Here is an 18,164-nt window from a genome sequence, read left to right as displayed (position 1 = left end):
CGAGCGAGGAGGTCCCCGTGGACGTCGCCGTCGTCTCCGTCCCCGTCAGCGACCAGGAGGCCGCCGTCCGGTTCTGGACCGGGACGGCGGGCCTGCAGGTGCTCGCCGACGCCGAGTTCGCGCCCGGGGTGCGCTGGGTGCAGGTCGGCGTGCTGGGCGCGGCGACGTCCCTGTCGCTGGTCACCTGGTTCGAGCGGATGCCGCCGGGCTCGCTGCAGGGCGTGGTGTTCGAGGTCGACGACGTCGACGCCGCGTACGCCCGGCTGTCGGCGGCCGGCCTGCGCTTCGAGGGCCCGCTGACCACCGAGGCGTGGGGCCGGCAGGCGGTGTTCCGCGACCCCGACGGCAACGGGTTCGTGCTCAGCGGCCGGGCCCCCCGCTGAGCCGGCTCAGCGGGGGGTGCGCTCCCGGGCGCCGAGCGCCGCGGTGACCAGGAAGGCGACCAGGCCCGCGACGGCGAGCCAGAACAGGCCCTCCACGACCCACCCGACGACGGTCACCACCAGCCAGACGAGCAGCAGCAGGCCGAGCAGCTTGAGCCACACAGGGTCACCTCCGGGGACGGGGAGGCCAGCCTAGGGCCGCCGCAGGCTCAGGAGGTCAGTTCGGCGAGCAGGTCGCACACCCGGCGGTCGAGCTCGTCGCGCACCGGGCGGACGCCGGCGACGTCCCGGCCGGCCGGGTCCTCCACCGGCCAGTCGAGGTAGCGGGTGCCCGGCAGCACCGGGCACGGCTGGGCCCCGCCCAGGGTGACCACCACGTCGGAGACGAGCACCGCGTCGGCGGTCAGCGGCTTGGGGAAGCGGGTGCTGAGGTCGATGCCGACCTCGGCCATCGCCGCCACCGCGGCCGGGTCGACCCGGACGGCGGGCGCCGAGCCGGCCGACAGCGCGTGCACCCGGCCGCCCGCGTGGGTGGCGAGCAGCGCGGCGGCCATCTGCGAGGTGGCGGCGTCGCGGGCGCCGACGAAGAGCACCGTCGGCGGACCGACGCGCGCGGCGGCGGCGCTGCGCTGGGTGTGCGGGGAGGGGACCACGGCGGACCTCCGGGTGGTCGGGACAGGACGTTCCCCCTGGGGGACCGCGCCGTCCTCCCGGCCCCACGGTGCCACCGGCACCCGGCGGGCGGGAAGGGGTCACTCCCGCAGCAGCGTGACCTCCTCGAGGTCGAGCTCGTGCTGCACCCGCCGGAACACCTCGTCGTCGATGCGCCGCTGGTCGCGGTGGCGCACGAACACCTCCCGCTCGGCCTCCAGCATCGCCCGGCGCAGCCGCCGGTAGCGCGCGCTCGGCGTCTCCCCGCCGCCGCGCACCGGGCCGCCCAGCCGCTCCCACGCGGCGTTGGTGCGCGCCTCGATGCGCTGCCGCAGCTCGGTCACCGCCTGGGCGTGCAGCGGGTCGCCGTCGTCGAGCGCGTCGAGCCGGGCGGTCGCGGCCCGGCCGGCGTCGGACTGCGCCTGCGCCTCGGCCAGCGCGTCGGCGGAGTCCTCGGAGGCCTGCACGCCGAGGCGGCGGATGAGCGCCGGCAGCGTCAGCCCGTGCAGCAGCAGCGTGCCGACGGTGACCACGAAGGTCAGGTAGAGCACCTCCGCGCGGCCGGGGAACGGCGCGCCCGACATCGTGGTCAGCGGGATGCCGGCCGCGGCGGCGAGCGAGACCACGCCGCGCATGCCGGCCCACGAGACCACGGCCGGGTGCGTCCACGGCACCGGGCGCCAGCCGGGCCGGCGCCGGGCCAGCGGCCGCAGGTAGGTGGTGGGGAAGACGAACGCGACGCGGGCCAGCAGCGCGACCAGGACCAGGGCCAGCCCGACGCCGGTGAGCGTGCCGAGGTCGGGGCCGACGCCGGCGACGACGGCGGGCAGCTGCAGGCCGATGAGCGCGAACACCGTCGCCTCGAGCACCGTGTCGGCCGCCTGCCACACCGCCCGGTCCTGCAGCCGTGCGACCGGGTCGGCCTGCGGCGAGCGGTGCCCCAGGTAGAGGCCGGCCAGCACCACGGCGAGCACCCCGGAGGCGTGCACCTCCTCGGCGACGACGAAGCCGACGAAGGGCACCAGCAGACCGAGCGCGCTCTCCAGCACGCCGTCGCCCAGCGCCATCCGCGCCCGGTGCACCAGCCAGCCCAGCGCCCAGCCGATCGCCGCGCCGCCGGCCGCGGCCAGGACGAAGACGCCCAGCCCCTCGGCGATGCCGTACCCCGCGCCGGCGGCCAGCGCGACCGCCACCCGGAACGCGGTCAGCGCGGTGGCGTCGTTGACCAGGCTCTCCCCGCCGAGGATGGTCATCACCTTGCGCGGCAGGCCCAGCCGCCGGCCGACGGCGGTGGCCGCGACCGCGTCCGGCGGGGCGACCACCGCGCCGAGCACCAGTGCCGACGCCAGCGGCAGCCCCGGCACCAGCCACCAGGCGGCCAGCCCGACGGCGAGCGTGGTGCACAGCACCGCGCCGACGGCCAGCATCCCGATCGCCCGCAGGTTGGCCCGCAGCCGCAGGTAGGAGCTGTCCAGCGCCGCCGAGTACAGCAGTGGCGGCAGCACCAGGGTGAGGATCAGCTCCGGGTCGAGCGCGTAGTCGGGGACGCCCGGCACGAACGACAGCGCGAGCCCGACCACGACGAGCACCAGCGGCGCCGAGACGCCGAGGCGCCGGGCCAGCGCGGTGACCGCGAAGGAGCCGGCCAGCAGGCCGACGAGCGACAGCTCCACCTCAGACGATCGCCTGGTCCGGGTAGCACCAGCGCCAGTCCTCACCCGGCTCGAAGGACCGGACGATCGGGTGCCCGCTGCCCTCGGCGTGTGCGGTGGCGTGCCGGTTCGGCGAGGAGTCGCAGCAGGCCACGTGCCCGCACGACAGGCACTCCCGCAGGTGCACCCACGTCGCCCCGATCGCCAGGCAGTCGCTGCAGCCCTCCGTCGAGTCCGGCGTCACGTCCCGGATCTGGTCCAGGTGCCCGCACGTGGTCATCCCGCCACCCCTCTCGTCCGTCGCGGGGAGTCGACCACCCGCGCGACGACGGCGGCAACGCCCTCCCGTGCCCGGTGTCTTCCCCGCGCCGCCGTGGCAGGGTCGGCGGGCGACGTCCGGACCGGTCGGGGAGGTGCCGTTGGACCTCGACGAGGTCGCCGACGAGCTCTACGGGCTGCCGCCGGGGGAGTTCGTGGCCGCGCGCACCGAGGCCGCCCGGCGGGCGCGGGCCGCCGGCGACCGGGCGCTGGCCGGGCGGATCGGCGCGCTCGGCAGGCCGTCGACGGCGGCGTGGGCGTGCAACGCGCTGGTGCGCGAGCAGCCCGACGAGATCGCCGGCCTCGTCGAGCTCGGCGACCTGCTGCGCGAGGCCCAGCAGACCCTCGCCGGCGACGAGCTGCGGGCGCTGGGCACCCAGCGCTCCCGGCTGCTGGCCGCGCTGACCCGCCAGGCGCGAGGGGTGGCCGCGCGGCTGGGCCACCCGCTGTCGGGCCCCGTCGCCGACCAGGTCGAGGAGACGCTGCGCGCCGCGCTGGCCGACCCCGAGGCGGGAGAGGCGCTGCTGGCCGGCCGGCTGACCGGACCGCTGTCCTACCGGGGCACGGGGCTGGGCGGGCGGCCCGACCTCCGGGTGGTGCCGCCGGCGGGGCCGCGACCGGCGGCGCCGGTCCCCGCCGGGCGGCGGGCCGAGGAGGAGGCGGCGCGGCGGGCGGCCGAGGAGCGCCGGCGGGCCACGGAGGAACGCCGGCTGCGAGAGCTGGCCGCCGCCCGGGAGGAGGCCGCGGCAGCAGCCGCGGCGGCCGGGCAGGCGGAGGAGGCCGCCCGGGACGCCCACGACCGGGCCGAGCGGGCCGCCCTTCGGCAGGCCGGGCTGGAGGCGCGGGCCGGCGAACTGGCCGCCGAGCTGGAGCGGGTCCGGGAGGAGGCGGCCGCGGCCGGGACCGACGCCGAGCGGGCGACCCGGCGGGCCACGGCGGCCGACCGGGTCGCGCGGCGGGCGGCGGGGGAGCGCGACCGCGCCGCGGCCCGGCTCGCCGAGCTCGAGGGTGCCCCGCCGACGGGGTAGCGGCCCCGTCGTCAGCCCATCGTCCGCTGGCCGTCGAGGGACTCCCGCAGGATGTCGGCGTGCCCGGCGTGCTGGGCGGTCTCGGCCACCACGTGCAGGAAGGTGCGCCGGGCCGAGCGGACGGCGCCCGGCTCGAACCACGGCGCCGCGGGCAGCGGGTGGCTCAGGTCCAGGTCGATGGTGCGCACCAGCTCGTCGGTGCGGGCGGCGACCTGCTCGTAGCGGGCCAGCACGTCGGCCAGCGTCTCGCCGGGCTCGAGCACCCACTCCCGCGCCCACGCCTCCGGGGTGGCCGTGGCGAAGGCCTCCGGGCCGCGGACGGCGAAGTCGGCCCACGTCGCCTCGGTGCCGGCGACGTGCTTGACGAGCCCGGCGAGGGTCAGCTGGCTGGCGGTGGTGCGGCGGGTGGCCTGCTCGTCGGTCAGCCCGCGCACGGTGAAGCGCAGGAAGCCGCGGTGCGCCCGCAGGGTCTCCAGCAGGTCGGCGCGCTCGGTGGAGAGGGTGGTCGGAGCGGTCACGGTGTCCTCCGGGGGAGTGGTCGTCGTCACCGCACGAGCATCCCGCCGAAAGCGGTCAGATCCTGTCCGCTGTGTCGGCCACGATGGACCGGTGAGCGACCCGGGTGCCCGCACGCTGCGGCTGCTGTCCCTGCTGCAGTCACGCCGGTACTGGCCGGGTCCCGATCTCGCCGGCCGGCTGGGCGTCTCGGTCCGCACGCTGCGGCGCGACGTCGACCGGCTCCGGGGGCTCGGCTACCCGGTGGCCGCCTCGCGCGGGGTGGACGGGGGCTACGCGCTGGCACCGGGGACGGCGCTGCCGCCGCTGCTGCTCGACGACGACGAGGCGGTGGCCCTCGTGCTGGGGCTGCAGGCGGTCGCCGACGCGCCGGTCGCGGGGATGGCCGAGACGTCGGTGCGGGCGCTGGCCACGGTGGTGCAGGTGCTGCCGGCCCGGCTGCGGCGGCGGGTCGAGGCGCTGCGGGCGATGACCGTGCCGGGCGGGTGGGCCGGGCCGTCGCGCGACGTCGTCGACCCGGCCGTGCTCACCGCCGTCGCGCTGGCCTGCCGCGACACCGAGCGGACCGTCTTCGGCTACACCCCGCCCGGCCGGGAGCGCACCGAGCGCACGGTGGAGCCGCACCGGCTGGTCGCGCTCGGCCGGCGCTGGTACCTGGTGGGCTACGACCTCGACCGCGGCGACTGGCGGGTGTTCCGGGTCGACCGGCTGGACGCCCCGCGCGGCACCGGCGCCGTCTTCGGCCCCCGCCGCTTCCCGGCCGAGGACGCCGCGGCCTACGTGCGCGAGCGGATCGGCAGCGCGTGGACCCGCCACGTCGTCGAGGCCACGGTGGCCGCGCCCGCCGACCGGGTGCGCCGGCGGATCGGCCGCTGGGCCACGGTGACCGAGGACGGGGACGGCTGCCGGGTGCGCATCGAGGGCGACGACCTCGACTGGGCCGCGCTGGCGCTCGGCGTCACCGGGGCGCCGTTCACCGTGCTGTCCCCGCCGGAGGTGGTCGCGCACCTGCGGGTGCTGGCCGAGCGGTTCGCCGCCGCGGCCGACGCCGCCGTCAGGTGACCGGGCCGGGCTCTCCCTCCCCGGTCCCCTCGCCGGGCGCCGGTTCCTCGGTCGCCGGTTCTTCGACGGGCGGTTCCTCGGTCGCCGGTTCCTCGACGGGCGGGTCCTCGGCAGGCGGGTCCTCGGCGGGCGGCTCGTCGCCCAACGGTGCTTGGCCCGCCGGGTCCTCGACGGCCGGGTCCTCGACGGCCGGGTCCTCGGCGGGCGGATCCTCGACGGCCGGGTCCTCGGGCACCGGCTCCTGGGCGGGCGGGTCCACCGCGGGGGGCTCCCCGCCGGGGACCTCTCCGGCCGGGTCCTCGTCGCCGGGGACCTCCTCGGCGGGCTCGTCGAGGGGCTCCTCCGCCGCTGGTGCCTCGGCGGGCTCCTCGCCGGGGACGTCCCCGGCCGGCTCCTCCACGGGCGCCTCTCCCGGTTCCTGCTCCTCCGCCGGCTCGACGGGCGCCTCCGAGGCGGGTTGCTCCTCGGCCGACTGACCCGCGACCGGCGGTGTGCTGGTCGGCGGTGTGCTGGATGGCGGTGTGCTGCTCGTGGCGGCCTCGCCCTTGGCGAAGGCCTGTGCCTCCTGGGCGTCGGCGGGGGAGGACGGGACGTCGTCGTCACCGGCGGTCCCCACCGGGCGGTCCTCGACGGCGCCGTCCCCCTCGACGACGACGATGGCCTCGAGCACGACGGTCGCCTGCACCACCAGCACGACGGCCGACGCGGTGAACGACGGCCAGACCTCGCCGGTGTACTCCGGGTCGGGTCGTGCCTCGGGGGCGGCGAGCGGGTTGCCGCAGGCGCAGCGCACCCGGGGCACGCCGCGCTCGTCGACCAGCACCGCGGTGCCGGCCTGCAGCACCGACTGGAAGGGCGTGGCCCGGCCGTCCACGTAGCCGTGGTTGGTGACCGCCGTGTCGAAGCGCAGCACCACCGGCGTGAGCCGGGCGAGGTACGCCGGGAGGTCGTCGGGGTCGATGCCCTCGGCCGCGGCCCAGGCCCGGGCGTGGGCGGGGTGCGACGCGAGGAAGGCGATCAGCCCGGCCGCGTCGCAGGTGTTCACGCCGGTCCCGCCGTAGAGGCCCGGCTGGTCGCCGGACACCTGCTGCACCCGCGGGGCCCGGGTCGAGGTCGCCGGCGCGGTGGTCGGCTCCCCGCGCTCCGCGCCCGCCCCCTTCTCGGCCTTGTCCGTGAACGGCCGCTCGCCGCGGGAGTCCGCCGGCTCGGCGACGACCGTGGAGGCCGCGGCCTCGCCGGTGAGCCGGGTCGCGGCCACCCCGCCGACGACGGCGAGCGCCAGGGCGACGGCGGCGGCGAGCAGGACCGCGACGCGCCGTCGGTGACCCGACCGGGGTGGCGGCGCCGGACGCCGCGCCGCCGGGACGCCGGCCGGTGGCGGTGCCGGCGGTGGCGGTGCCGGCGGTGGTGGTCCCGGCGGTGGTGGTCCCGGCGGTGGTGGTCCCGGCGGTGGTGGTCCCGGCGGTGGTGGTCCCGGCGGTGGTGGTGCCGCGGTGACCGGGGCGGCGCGCTGCACCGGCCCGGTCCCGCCGGACAGGGCCGCCCGGGCGGCGAGGGCGAGCGCGCCCGCGGTCGGGTACCGCTCGTCGGGGTCCTTCGCCATGCCCCGCGCCACGACCGCGTCCAGCGCGGCCGGCAGCGAGGGCACGGCGTCCGAGGGCCGCGGTGGCTCGCGGTAGAGGTGGGCCGCGCAGAGGGCCGCCACCCCGGATGCGGGGAACGGTGGCAGGCCGGTCAGCGTCTCGTACAGCAGGCAGGCCAGCGAGTAGACGTCGACGCGGTGGTCCGTGGGCCGGTCGTCGAGCCGCTCGGGGGCGACGTACTCGAGCGTGCCGACGAACATGCCCGTCCGGGTCAGCGCGGCGCCGGTCGAGCCGTCGGTGGAGCCGGCGATGCCGAAGTCGACCAGGTAGCAGTGCGGCGCGAGGGTGCCCTCGGCCAGCAGCACGTTCGACGGCTTGACGTCGCGGTGCACCAGGCCCGTGGCGTGCGCGGCGTCCAGGGCGGCGGCCACCTGCCCGACCACCTCGACGGCGCGGCCCGGGAGCAACCGGCCGTCCCGCAGCACCTCCTCGAGGTCCCGGCCGTCGACCAGCCGCATGTCCAGGTACAGCCGCCCGTCGATCTCCCCGAAGTCGTGGATGGGCACGACGTGCGCCTCGCTGAGCCGGGCCGCGCCGTGGCACTCCCGGTAGAAGCGACTGCGGAAGAGCTCGTCGTCGGCGAGCTCGGGGAGCAGCCTCTTCAGGGCGACCACCCGGCCGCGGCGGGTGTCCCGGGCCCGGTGGACCTCGCCCATCCCACCGCGGCCCAGACGCTCGAGGAGCTCGTACGGACCGAAGGTCTCCAGGCTCATGGGCGGTCTCCCGGCGGTCCTCGCTGGTGACGGGTGCTCCGTCGGAGGCCGGAGTGTCGGGAGGGGGCGTCCGCCGTGTCCACCCGGCCGCCCGCCCGGTGGTGGCTCTCTCGGTCCGCGCCGGGCGTGGGCCCGCAGGCGGTCGTCGGTGCGCTGCGCAGGGTGAGCGGGAGCGGTCCGTCACACGGCGGTGCCCGGGGCTCGTCCGCCGAGGACGCCGCACCCGGCTCACGGAGTGGCGGACGCTCCGCTCGGTGTCAGGTCGCTCGGTGTCGTCCCGGTGGCCGTCGTCTCGGTGGCCGCCGTCTCGGTCGGTGCGGCCTCGCTGGGTGTGACCTCCGTGGCCGTCGTCTCGGTGGGCGTTCCCGCGCTCGTGGTCGCTGCGGTGGGTGCGGCGTCGGTGAACACCGCCGCGGGGGCCGGTTCCTCGGTGTCGGGCACCTCGGCGGCCGGTTGCTCCTCGACCGGTTCGGGGGCGGGCTCCTCGTCGGGGACCTCCGCGGCCGGTGGCTCGTCGGCCGGCGGCTCCGCCGGTGCGCTGGTGGTCCCGGTGCCGGGCGCGGTCGTGCCGGGCGCGGTCGTGCCGGGCGACGTCGTGCCAGGCGCGGTCGTGCCGGGCGCGGTCGTGCCGCGCGACGTCGAGCCGCCCGTGGTGGGTGGGGCGTCGGCGGACGGGCTCGCCGTGCCGGTGTCCGGTGCCGGCGGGACCGTCGTCGCGGTGCCCGCGCCGCCGGACGCCGCCGCGGGTGGCGGGACGGCGGACGTCGTCGCCCCGCTCGACGGGGACGGCGTGGGGTCACCGGTGAACACGCGGGCGAGCTCGGCCAGCACGGCACCGACCGGCTGGTCCTCACCGCCGGTGGTGCGCACCGGCCGGGCCACGACCGTGCCGGTGACCGCGTCGACGAGCACCAGCGCGGGCAGCGGAGCCACGCTGCGCTCCACGACGACGACCGCCGCCGCCGCGTAGCCCGGCCAGGTCTCGCCCTCGTGGTCGGCCGAGGGGCGGCTGACCGGCGGCGCCAGGGGGTTGCCGCAGATGCACCGCACCTGCGGGACGCCGGAGTCGTCGACCAGCACCGCGGTGCCGGCCTGCAGCACCGACGGGAACGGGACGGCCGCACCCGCGGTGAACCCGTGGTTGGTGACCGCGGTGTCGAAGCGCAGCACCACCGGGGTGAGGGACGCGAGGTAGGTGTCGACCTCGTCGAGCGCGATCCCCTCGACGGCGGCGAAGGCGGCGCCGCGGTCGGGGTGGGCGGTGAGGAAGGCGGCCAGGCCGGCGGGGTCGCAGGCCTCTGCGCCGGCGCCGCCGTAGAGGCCCGGCTGGTCCCCCGGCACCGTGCCCTCGGCCGCCGCGGCCGGTGCGGCCGTCCCGGCGTCCGCCCCGGGTGGCACCGCCTCGCCGACGGCGCCCGCGGTCGGCTCCGCGGCGTCCGGCGGAGCGGGGACGAAGGGGGCCTCGCCCGGCTCGTCGGCCGGCTCGACGACGACCGGGGTCGGCGTCGCTGCGTCGGAGACGTCCGCGATCAGCCCCACCGCGGCCACCCCGCCCGCCGCCGTCAGGGCCGCCACGCCGGCGAGCAGCGCCGCGACCAGGCCACCGCGGTGCCGGGCCCACCACGACGGGCGCCGGTGCCTCGCGACGTGGTGCGCCGGCACGTCCGCCGCGACGGCGACGGCCCCCGCGACGGGCGCGGCCGCGGCCACCGGCGTCGGCAGGGTGTCCGGTGCCGGGCGCAGCGCGGCCCGCGCCGCGGTGGCCAGCTCCCCGGCGCCGGCGAAGCGCCGGTCGGGATCCGCGGCCGTGCCGCGTGCCACCACCGCGCCCAGCGTCCCCGGCAGGGGGCCGGCCTGTGCGGCGGCGCCCGGCGGCCGGCCGGTGAGCGACTCGTGCAGGAGGGCGGCCAGGGCGGCGACGTCCGCCCGGCGGTCGGTGGTCCCGTCGACGGTGCCGGCGGCGCCGAAGCCGGTGAGGTGGACGTCGGGCCGGTCGCCGTGCCCGGACAGCAGGACGTCGGCCGTCCGCAGGTCGCCGTGCACGAGCCCGGCGGCGTGCGCCGCGTCGAGGGCGGCCGCCACCTGGCCGACGACGTCGACGGCCAGCTCGGCCGGCAGGGGTCCCTCGGCGGCGAGCACCGCGGACAGCGGCCGGCCGTCGACCAGCTGCGCGTCCACGTAGAGCCGGCCGTCGACCTCGCCGACCTCGTGGACGGCGAGGACGTGCGGCTCGTCGAGCTGCGCCACCGCGGCGCAGACCTGCGGGAAGCGGGCGCGGAACCGCGGGTCCCCGCTCAGCGCGGGTGCGACGACCTCGAGTGCGACCGTGCGCGAGCGGCGGGTGTCCCAGGCGCGGTACACCTCGCCGGCGCGTCCGGGTCCGAGCAGCTCGTCGAGCTCGTAGGGGCCGAAGGTCGGGCCGGTCAGGGGGACCTCCCGGGGTGAGCCGGAGCGACGGGTGGCTCCGTCGTCCGCAGAGTGTCTGTTGCGGACCGGCCGGGTGTCTGTTGCCGACCGGCCGGCCGGCCGTGCCCCCGCGCAACGCGCGGCGCCGCGCAGCAGGCGGTCGCGGGAGGACTGCGCACGGTGAGCAGTCGTCCGGCGCCCCGCGGCTCGGACCCGCAGCATGGGGCCATGACGGAGTCAGCCGGCCGCGTCGCGGTCGTCACCGGGTCGGAGTCGGGCATCGGGCGGGCCGTGGCGGTCGCGCTCGCCGAGCAGGGCTGTGACGTCGGGATCACCTGGTACCGCGACGAGGCGCACGCCCAGGGCACCGCCGAGGAGGTGCGCTCCCGCGGCCGCCGCGCCGAGGTCCGCCCGGTCGACCTGACCCAGCTGCCCGGCGCGGCCGCCGTCGTCGACGAGCTGGCCGACGCGCTCGGCGGCGTCGACGTCCTGGTCAACGACGCCGGCACGGGTCACTCGACTCTCCTGCTGGACACCGACTACGAGACCTGGCGCGAGGTGCTGGCCACCGACCTCGACGCGGCGTTCCTCTGCCTGCAGCGCGCCGCGCGGCGCATGGTGGCGGCGGGCCGCGGCGGGCGGATCGTCAACGTCACCAGCGTCCACGAGCACCAGCCGCGGGTCGGCGCGGCCGCCTACTGCGCGGCCAAGGGCGGCCTCGGCCTGCTCACCCGCGTCGCGGCGATCGAGCTGGCCGAGCACGGCATCACCGTCAACGCCGTCGCGCCCGGGGAGATCGCCACGCCGATGACCGGCCAGGAGGACGAGGACCCGACCGCGCCGGGCCACGAGCGCCCCGGCGTCCCGGTGGGCCGGCCGGGGGACGCGCACGAGGTGGCCGCCGTCGTCGCCTTCCTCGCCTCGCCGGCCGCCTCCTACGTCACCGGCGCCTCCTACGCCGTGGACGGCGGGATGCTGCAGATGGGGCCGATGGCCGGCTCGCACCTGACCGGCGACGACTGGCGCCGGCCCTGACACCCGGCTCGGTGGTCAGCCGGTGAGCTCCGTGGGGACGGCGATGACGTCGACCATCGCCCCGCGCCGGTACACCGTCACCGGCAGCGGCCGGCCCACCGCGTCGGCGAACAGCAGCCGCTGCAGGCTCTGGGCCTCGGCCACGGGCGCGCGTCCGGCGTCGAGCACCAGGTCGCCGGCGCGCAGCCCCGCGCGGTCGGCCGGCGACCCGGCGACGACGTCGACCACCCGCAGCCCGCGCCGCCGCCCGGTGCGCTCGGCCAGCTCCGCCGGCAGCGGTGCCGGGCTGCTGACCAGGCCGAGGTAGGCCCGCCGCACCCGGCCGTCGCGGACGAGGGTGGCGATGATCCGGCGGGTGGTGTCGTTGACCGGCACGGCCAGGCCCAGGCCCCACCCGGCGACGGCGGTGTTGATGCCGACCACCCGGCTGGCCGAGTCGGCCAGCGCGCCGCCGGAGTTGCCGGGGTTGAGCGCGGCGTCGGTCTGGATGACGTCCTCGACCACGCGGGCGGTCCGCCCGTCGCGGGTGGGCAGCGACCGGCCCAGCCCGCTGACGACGCCGGCGGTGACCGACCCCGCCAGCCCGAGCGGGTTGCCGACGGCGACGACGAGCTGGCCGACCCGCAGCTGCGCCGCGTCGCCGAGCACCGCCGGCTCCGGGGCGCCCGCACTCGCACGGACGACGGCGAGGTCGGACAGCGGGTCGGTGCCCACCACCTCGACGGGCGTCTCGGTGCCGTCGCCGAACACCGCCCGCCCGCTGCGGGCCCGGCCCACGACGTGCGCGTTGGTGAGCAGCAGCCCGTCGCCGGGGACGACCACGGCCGAGCCGGCGCCGGTCCGCCCGTCAGGGGCGGTGACCTGCAGCGCGGCCACGTGCGGGGTGAGGTCGGCGGCCACCGCGGTGACCACCTGCGAGTAGGCGTCCAGCGCCGCGTCGGTGTCCGGTCGGGTCACGACGCACCTCCTTGATTACAGCGTTGCACCGACCAGTGGACGCCCGCTCCGCCGGCGCCGGCCACCCCTGCCGCTACGCCGAGAGCGATCAGGTCCGCCCGCGCCCGGTCGTGCTCTGCCCCGCCGGTGTGGGCAGAGCGCGAGGCGCCTCTCGTGCTCTGCCCACGGGGCGGGGGCAGAGCACGACCGCGCTGGTCAGCAGGTGCGGTGGGGGAGCGGCGGCCGTAGCGTCGGCCTGCCCGGCGACCCGGGACCGGCAGCGAGGAGGGGCGTGGGCACCGACGGCCTGCAGACCGAGGGCGCCGCGGTGGGGCGCACCCTCGGCGTCGAGGAGGAGTTCCACCTCGTCGACCCCGGCACCCTGGCGCTGACCCCGGGACCGCGGGCGTCGGCGGCGGCGCTCGCCGGCGAGGCGGGGGCGCGCGTCCACCCGGAGATCTCCACCACGCAGCTGGAGATCGCCACCGGCGTGTGCACGACGCTCGCGCAGGTCCGCGCGGAGCTGGTGGCCGCCCGTGCCGAGGCCGCCGCCGCGGCCGCGCGCGACGGCCTGCTGCTGCTGGCGGCCTCCACCCACCCGTGGAGCTCGTGGCACACCATGCCGGTGACGCCGGGGGAGCGGTACGAGGCGATGGTCGGCCGCTGGGCGGGCCTGGCCCGGCAGCAGGACATCTGCGGCTGCCACGTGCACGTCGGCGTCCCCGATCTCGACACCGCCGTCGCCGTGCTCGACCGCGCCCGCCCGTACCTGCCGGTGCTGCTGGCGATGACCGGCAGCTCGCCGTTCCACGACGGCGTCGACACCGGCTACGAGTCCTGGCGCACGCTGTGGTGGACCCGCTTCCCGCACGCCGGCGCGCCGGAGCCGCTCGGCGACGCCGACGGCTACCGCCGGGTGCTGGCCGGGCTGGTGGCCAGCGGGGTGGTCGCGGACGGCTCGCACCTGTACTGGGACGTGCGGCCCTCGGCGCGACTCCCCACGATCGAGTTCCGCCTGGCCGACGTCTGCACCACCCTCGACGACGCCGTCCTGCACGCCGCGCTGGTCCGCTCGCTGGTGCGGGTGCTCGCCGCGCGCGCGGCCCGCGGCGAACCGGCGCCCGAGGTCCGCCCCGAACTGCTGCGCGCCGCGCGGTGGCGGGCCGCCCGCTCGGGCCTGTCCGCGCCGCTGTTCGACCCGCTGCGCGGGGAGCTCGTCGACCCGCGCGAGGCGGTCGGGGCGCTGCTGGCCGAGCTCGCCGACGACCTCGCCGACGCCGGCGAGGAGGACGAGGTCCGCGCGCTGGTGCAGGACCTGCTCGACCGGGGTACCTCGGCCGCGCGGCAGCGGAGCACCTGGCTGCGCACGGGCGACCGCCGGGCGGTCGCCGAGCAGGTCGTCCGCGAGGGGGCGGCCGGGAGGACCTGAGTGGACGACTCCGGCGTGGCTGGCCCACCGGGCGATCGGCGTGGGGCCGCCCGCGGCGCACCCGGTCCGATCCGGTGACGCCGCCTGCCCGCGGGGGTGTCCTCGCCGCCCGCCCCGGCACCGCCCACTCCGGCCCGCCGCTGCCGGCCGGCACCACCGCGCTCGACCTCGGTGGGCCGGCCGAGGCGCTGGTCGCGATCCCGCCCGGGCCGGCCGTGCCCCGGCCGCTGCTGGTCTTCTGCCACGGGGCCGGTGGCACGGCGGGGCAGTCGCTGGCCGCGGTGGGCGACGTCGCCGCCACCCGCGGGGTCGCGGTGCTGGCGACCACGTCCGCGGCCGCCACCTGGGACCTGCTGGCCGGCGGGCTGGGCCGCGACGTCGCCGTCCTGGACGCGGCCCTGGCGGAGGTCGCCGGCGGCCTCGCGGTGTCGCGGACGGCGCTGGGCGGCTTCTCCGACGGCGGCTCGTACGCACTGTCGCTCGGGCTGGCCAACGGCGGCCTGTTCGAGGCGCTGCTCGCCTTCTCGCCCGGCTTCGCCGCGCCGCCCGGGCGCGCGGGCCGGCCGCGGGTGTGGATCGCGCACGGCACGCACGACCGGGTGCTGCCGGTGGAGCGCTGCGGCCGACGGGTGGCGCACACCCTGGCCGCGTCCGGCTACGAGGTCGCCTACGAGGAGTTCGACGGCGGCCACGCGGTCACCCCCGGCCTCGTCACCGCCGCCCTGGACAGCTGGCTCGGCCCGCCCGGCCGGGGCCGGGCGGGCCGTCGTCGCTAGGCCGTGCGGCGGCCGACCAGGTCGTGCTGCTGGTCGGGGTTGACCTCGTCGGGGTCGCGGGGGTGGTCCTTGGGTCCGCCGGTCTTCGAGGCGGCGAAGCCCGTGCCGAGCTGCTCGAGCGCCAGCCGGCCGTAGACCTGCTGCTGGGTGGCCACGCGCTGCGAGCGCCCGCGGCCCAGGAAGCTGACCATCCAGTGCAGCACCGTGGTGATCCGGCTCTTGAAGCCGATGATGTAGAAGAGGTGCACCACCAGCCACAGCACCCAGGCGAGGAAGCCCTCGAACTTCAGCTTCTTGATGTCGGCGACCGCGGAGAACCGCGAGATCGTCGCCATGTTGCCCTTGTCGCGGTACCGGAACGGGCCCTTGGGGTCCCGCCCGGCCAGCCGCCGCTGGATCTGCTCGGCGGCGTAGCGCCCGCCCTGGATGGCCACCTGCGCGACGCCGGGGTACCGGTCGGGGTGGTTGGCCATGTCGCCGATGACGTGGATCTCCGGGTGGCCGGGCAGCGTCAGGTCCGGCTGCACCGCGATGCGACCGGCGCGGTCCACCTCCGCCCCCGTCGCGTCACCCAGCAGCCGGCCCAGCGGGCTGGCCTGCACGCCGGCGGCCCACACCTTGGTCGCCGCGGGGATGCGGCGCTCCTGGCCGTCGGAGTCCTTGACGGTCAGGCCGTTGGCGTCGAGGTCGGTGACCAGCGCGCCGAGCTGCACCTCGACGCCGATCTCGTTGAGGTGGCGGCGGGCCTTCTCGCCCAGCTTCGGGCCGAACGGCGGCAGCACCTGCGGGGCGCCGTCGAGCAGGATGATGCGGGCCCGCTCCGGGTCGATGTTCCGGAAGTCGCGGCGCAGCGTGCGGTGCGCGAGCTCGGCGATCTGCCCGGCCATCTCCACCCCGGTCGGCCCGGCGCCGACGACCACGAAGGTCATCAGCCGGTCGATCTCGGCGGGGTCGGTGGCCAGCTCCGCCAGCTCGAAGGCGCCGAAGATGCGCCCGCGCAGCTCCAGGGCGTCGTCGATGGACTTCATGCCCGGGGCGAACTCGGCGAACCGGTCGTTGCCGAAGTAGGACTGCCCGGCGCCCGCGGCGACGATCAGCTCGTCGTAGGGGTGCACCGTGGTCCGACCCAGGATGGTGGAGGTCACGGTGCGGGCGTCCACGTCGATGTCGACGACCTCGCCGAGCACCACGCGCGCGTTGGCCTGGTGGCGCAGCACCTCGCGGGTGGCCGGGGCGATCTCGCCCTCGGACAGGATGCCCGTGGCCACCTGGTAGAGCAGCGGCTGGAACAGGTGGTGGCTGGTCTTGCCGATCACGGTGACGTCGACCGGCGCCTTCCGCAGGGCCTTGGCGGCGAACAGCCCGCCGAAGCCGGAGCCGACGACGACGACCCGCGGCCGGCCGGTCGGGGAGGTGCCGTGGGCGGTGGGCGCAGGTGATGTCGTCATGATGACTGATCCTCTCCTGTCGGCAGGTCCGGCGTCCGGTGGCTGGCCGCTCGGGCGGGTGATCCCGGTCACGGCGACCTCTCGGTGCGCTCGCGGCCGGTACCACCGTTCGGTACAACCGGGCCGGTGCCTCCGGTCATCCCCCGACTCGTGCTGGTGCCGGGCCTGGGGCTCGACGGCCGGTCGTCGTGGCGGCTGCGCCGGCGGGTGCCCGCCGACCTCGTGCTCCTACCCGGGATGGGGCGCTCTGCACCCGTTCCCGGCCTCGACGTGCTGGCCGGGCGGCTCCGCGACCGACTGGACACCGGCCCGGTGGTGCTCGTCGGGCACTCGCAGAGCTGCCAGGTGGTCGCCGCGGCCGCCGTCGACCCGCGGGTGGCCGGTGTCGTGCTGCTCGGCCCGACCACCGACCCGCGGCTGCGCTCGGCGCCGCGGCTGGCCGGCCGGTGGCTGCGGACGGCGCTGCGCGAGCCCTGGTGGCAGCTGCCGCTGGTGCTCGTCCAGTGGCTGTCGACCGGGCCCCGCGCGATGCGGGCGCTGTGGCGGGTCGCCGCCCCCGACCGCACCGACGCCCGGTTGCGCGCCGTCGGCGTGCCGGTGACCGTCGTCCGCGGCACCCGCGACCGGCTCTGTCCGGCCGACTGGGCGCGGCGGCTCGCGGCGGCCGCGCCGCGGGGTGCCCTCGTGGAGCTGCCGGGCGCGGCGCACATGACGCCGCAGACGCACCCCGACGCGGTCGCCGCGGTGCTGCGCGCGGCACTCGACCGGGCGACGCCGACGGGCGGGGACAGGGTTCGCGGCGTGTCACCATGACCGCATGGCCACCTCCTCCGCCTCCGCCGGCGCGCTGCTCCACCACGTGCGCACCGGCCGCGCGCGGAGCCGCGCCGAGCTGGTCGCGCTGACCGGCGCGGCGCGCAACACCGTCAGCGCCCGCGTCGACCAGCTCATCGCCGCGGGCCTGCTGGAGGAGGGCGGCCGCGGCTGGAGCACCGGCGGGCGCCCCCCGACGCTGCTGCGCTTCAACAGCGCGGCCGGGTGCGTGCTCGCCGTCGACCTCGGGGTGACCAGCGTCGACGTCGCGGTCACCGACCTCTCGGCGCAGGTCCTGGCCACCGTCGGGCACCCGATCGACATCGCCGAGGGCCCCGACCGGGTGCTCGCCGAGGTCGAGCGGCTGGCCCAGCAGGTGCTCGCCGAGGCGGGGCTCACCGCGGCCGACGTGTGCGCCGTCGGCATCGGCGTCCCCGGCCCGGTGGAGTTCTCGACCGGGCGGCCCTCGCACCCGCCGATCATGCCCGGCTGGCACGACTACCCGATCCCGTCGGCGTTCGGCCGCTACGGCTGCCCGGTGTTCGTGGACAACGACGTCAACGTGATGGCGCTGGGCGAGATGGGCGTCGCCGGGTCGGTGCAGGACGTGCTCGTCGTCAAGGTCGGCACCGGCATCGGCTGCGGGATCGTCGTCGACGGCGGCGTCTACCGCGGCGCCCAGGGCAGCGCCGGGGACATCGGGCACATCCACGTGCCGGCCGCCGACGGCCGCGAGGTCGTCTGCCGCTGCGGCCAGGTCAACTGCCTGGAGGCCATCGCCGGCGGCGGGGCGCTGCTGCGCGACGCCCAGGCCGCCGGGATGCCGGTGACGACGACCCGCGAGGTCGTCGAGCGCGCCGCCCTGGGCGACGGCCAGGCGCTGGAGCTGGTCCGCAGCGCCGGCCGCACGATCGGCACCGTGCTGGCCGCGCTGGTCAACTTCTTCAACCCGCACCGGATCGTCATGTCCGGGGGCGTCGCCCGCGCCGGCGTGCCGCTGCTCGCCGGCATCCGCGAGGCGGTCTACGCGCGCTCGATGCCGCTGGCCGCCCGCGCGCTGGAGATCACCGTCAGCGACGCCCCGGACCTCTCCGGCCGGGTCGGCGCCGCGCTCATGGCCATCGAGGGCTGGCTCGACGAGGACTCGGTGCACGAGGCGCTGGCGCGCGCCACCGTCGCCCGCTGACCCCCGGGCGCCCGGCCCACCGGCGCCGCGTCCCGGCGTCCCCGCACGTCTCGATCGGGTCACCCGTGCGCGCCGGGTCTTGACCTCTCGTGACTCCGCTCATACGTTCTCCGCTCAGCGGACTAATGGTCAACGATGAGCAGAAGTCGGGAGGAGTGCCGTGGACAGC

17 protein-coding genes are annotated in these 18,164 nt (G+C 77.9%); 8 read left to right on the top strand and 9 right to left on the bottom strand.

Annotated features, from left to right (window positions below; translation table 11 throughout):
* The first annotated feature begins 17 nt into the window (after positions 1–17).
* A complete protein-coding gene (locus tag BLQ97_RS12930; RefSeq protein WP_091366252.1) occupies positions 18–383 on the top strand; it encodes a VOC family protein in 366 nt (121 codons plus the stop codon).
* Between the two features lie 6 nt (positions 384–389).
* Here BLQ97_RS12930 and BLQ97_RS23360 read toward each other — a convergent pair whose 3' ends face one another.
* From BLQ97_RS23360 to BLQ97_RS12915, 4 genes are all read right to left on the bottom strand, one after another.
* The gene (locus tag BLQ97_RS23360; protein WP_175471718.1) at positions 390–545 is read right to left on the bottom strand and encodes a hypothetical protein; all 156 of its coding nucleotides are present in this window, start codon (positions 543–545) and stop codon (positions 390–392) included.
* Positions 546–592: 47 nt separating this feature from the next.
* Complete coding sequence (locus BLQ97_RS12925; RefSeq protein WP_245692136.1) at positions 593–1,036, bottom strand: arsenate reductase/protein-tyrosine-phosphatase family protein; 444 nt, start codon at positions 1,034–1,036, stop codon at positions 593–595.
* 99 nt (positions 1,037–1,135) lie between these two features.
* Entirely contained in the window at positions 1,136–2,707 is a 1,572-nt protein-coding gene (locus tag BLQ97_RS12920; protein WP_091366251.1) for a Na+/H+ antiporter, read from the bottom strand.
* A 1-nt stretch (position 2,708) separates the two neighbouring features.
* Positions 2,709–2,966: a ubiquitin carboxyl-terminal hydrolase 14 gene (locus tag BLQ97_RS12915; protein ID WP_091366250.1), complete on the bottom strand. Its 258-nt coding sequence runs from the start codon at positions 2,964–2,966 to the stop codon at positions 2,709–2,711.
* 139 nt (positions 2,967–3,105) lie between these two features.
* Here BLQ97_RS12915 and BLQ97_RS12910 point away from each other — a divergent pair, with 139 nt between their 5' ends.
* Positions 3,106–4,032 (top strand): hypothetical protein, encoded by a 927-nt coding sequence (locus BLQ97_RS12910; protein WP_091366249.1) that lies wholly within the window; start codon positions 3,106–3,108, stop codon positions 4,030–4,032.
* Between the two features lie 11 nt (positions 4,033–4,043).
* Here BLQ97_RS12910 and BLQ97_RS12905 read toward each other — a convergent pair whose 3' ends face one another.
* On the bottom strand, positions 4,044–4,550 hold the full coding sequence (locus BLQ97_RS12905; RefSeq protein WP_091366248.1) for a DinB family protein: 507 nt from the start codon (positions 4,548–4,550) through the stop codon (positions 4,044–4,046).
* Between the two features lie 91 nt (positions 4,551–4,641).
* Here BLQ97_RS12905 and BLQ97_RS12900 point away from each other — a divergent pair, with 91 nt between their 5' ends.
* On the top strand, positions 4,642–5,610 hold the full coding sequence (locus tag BLQ97_RS12900; RefSeq protein WP_091366247.1) for a helix-turn-helix transcriptional regulator: 969 nt from the start codon (positions 4,642–4,644) through the stop codon (positions 5,608–5,610).
* On the opposite strand, the gene BLQ97_RS23615 is transcribed toward BLQ97_RS12900, so the two are convergent.
* Both BLQ97_RS23615 and BLQ97_RS12890 read right to left on the bottom strand, forming a co-directional pair.
* On the bottom strand, positions 5,603–7,966 hold the full coding sequence (locus BLQ97_RS23615; protein WP_217637171.1) for a serine/threonine-protein kinase: 2,364 nt from the start codon (positions 7,964–7,966) through the stop codon (positions 5,603–5,605). The two genes, BLQ97_RS12900 and BLQ97_RS23615, sit on opposite strands and share 8 nt — an antisense overlap.
* 228 nt (positions 7,967–8,194) lie before the next feature.
* On the bottom strand, positions 8,195–10,594 hold the full coding sequence (locus tag BLQ97_RS12890) for a DUF6777 domain-containing protein (protein ID WP_091366246.1): 2,400 nt from the start codon (positions 10,592–10,594) through the stop codon (positions 8,195–8,197).
* Between the two features lie 6 nt (positions 10,595–10,600).
* On the opposite strand from BLQ97_RS12890, the gene BLQ97_RS12885 reads away from it, so the two are divergent.
* Positions 10,601–11,407 (top strand): SDR family oxidoreductase, encoded by an 807-nt coding sequence (locus tag BLQ97_RS12885; RefSeq protein ID WP_091366476.1) that lies wholly within the window; start codon positions 10,601–10,603, stop codon positions 11,405–11,407.
* A gap of 15 nt (positions 11,408–11,422) precedes the next feature.
* Here BLQ97_RS12885 and BLQ97_RS12880 read toward each other — a convergent pair whose 3' ends face one another.
* Positions 11,423–12,364, bottom strand: coding sequence for a S1C family serine protease (locus BLQ97_RS12880; RefSeq protein WP_091366245.1), 942 nt, complete (start codon positions 12,362–12,364; stop codon positions 11,423–11,425).
* 271 nt (positions 12,365–12,635) lie between these two features.
* On the opposite strand from BLQ97_RS12880, the gene BLQ97_RS12875 reads away from it, so the two are divergent.
* Together BLQ97_RS12875 and BLQ97_RS12870 are read left to right on the top strand one after the other, a co-directional pair.
* A complete protein-coding gene (locus BLQ97_RS12875) occupies positions 12,636–13,772 on the top strand; it encodes a carboxylate-amine ligase (protein WP_175471717.1) in 1,137 nt (378 codons plus the stop codon).
* Positions 13,773–13,846: 74 nt separating this feature from the next.
* The gene (locus tag BLQ97_RS12870) at positions 13,847–14,548 is read left to right on the top strand and encodes an alpha/beta hydrolase (RefSeq protein WP_091366244.1); all 702 of its coding nucleotides are present in this window, start codon (positions 13,847–13,849) and stop codon (positions 14,546–14,548) included.
* Here BLQ97_RS12870 and BLQ97_RS12865 read toward each other — a convergent pair.
* Positions 14,545–15,996 (bottom strand): NAD(P)/FAD-dependent oxidoreductase, encoded by a 1,452-nt coding sequence (locus BLQ97_RS12865; protein ID WP_091366243.1) that lies wholly within the window; start codon positions 15,994–15,996, stop codon positions 14,545–14,547. The two genes, BLQ97_RS12870 and BLQ97_RS12865, sit on opposite strands and share 4 nt — an antisense overlap.
* Positions 15,997–16,122: 126 nt before the next feature.
* On the opposite strand from BLQ97_RS12865, the gene BLQ97_RS12860 reads away from it, so the two are divergent.
* Positions 16,123–16,809 carry an alpha/beta fold hydrolase gene (locus BLQ97_RS12860; protein WP_175471716.1) on the top strand — a complete coding sequence of 229 codons (687 nt, stop codon included), beginning with the start codon at positions 16,123–16,125 and terminating at the stop codon, positions 16,807–16,809.
* Between the two features lie 4 nt (positions 16,810–16,813).
* Positions 16,814–17,995, top strand: coding sequence for an ROK family protein (locus BLQ97_RS12855; RefSeq protein WP_091366241.1), 1,182 nt, complete (start codon positions 16,814–16,816; stop codon positions 17,993–17,995).
* Positions 17,996–18,164: the final 169 nt, after the last annotated feature.

The organism is Geodermatophilus telluris, assembly GCF_900102745.1.
GTDB classification, from domain to species: Bacteria; Actinomycetota; Actinomycetes; order Mycobacteriales; family Geodermatophilaceae; genus Geodermatophilus; species Geodermatophilus telluris.
This window is presented reverse-complemented; position numbering and strand designations above follow the sequence as displayed.

What these genes read in the sequence shown, in the direction of transcription:
- BLQ97_RS12890 (WP_091366246.1), bottom strand. Translation starts at nt 10,594, where the DNA reads ATGCTGCGGGTCCGAGCCGCGGGGCGCCGGACGACTGCTCACCGTGCG.
- BLQ97_RS12855 (WP_091366241.1), top strand. Translation starts at nt 16,814, where the DNA reads ATGGCCACCTCCTCCGCCTCCGCCGGCGCGCTGCTCCACCACGTGCGC.
- BLQ97_RS12885 (WP_091366476.1), top strand. Translation starts at nt 10,601, where the DNA reads ATGACGGAGTCAGCCGGCCGCGTCGCGGTCGTCACCGGGTCGGAGTCG.
- BLQ97_RS23615 (WP_217637171.1), bottom strand. Translation starts at nt 7,966, where the DNA reads ATGAGCCTGGAGACCTTCGGTCCGTACGAGCTCCTCGAGCGTCTGGGC.
- BLQ97_RS12865 (WP_091366243.1), bottom strand. Translation starts at nt 15,996, where the DNA reads ATGACGACATCACCTGCGCCCACCGCCCACGGCACCTCCCCGACCGGC.
- BLQ97_RS12915 (WP_091366250.1), bottom strand. Translation starts at nt 2,966, where the DNA reads ATGACCACGTGCGGGCACCTGGACCAGATCCGGGACGTGACGCCGGAC.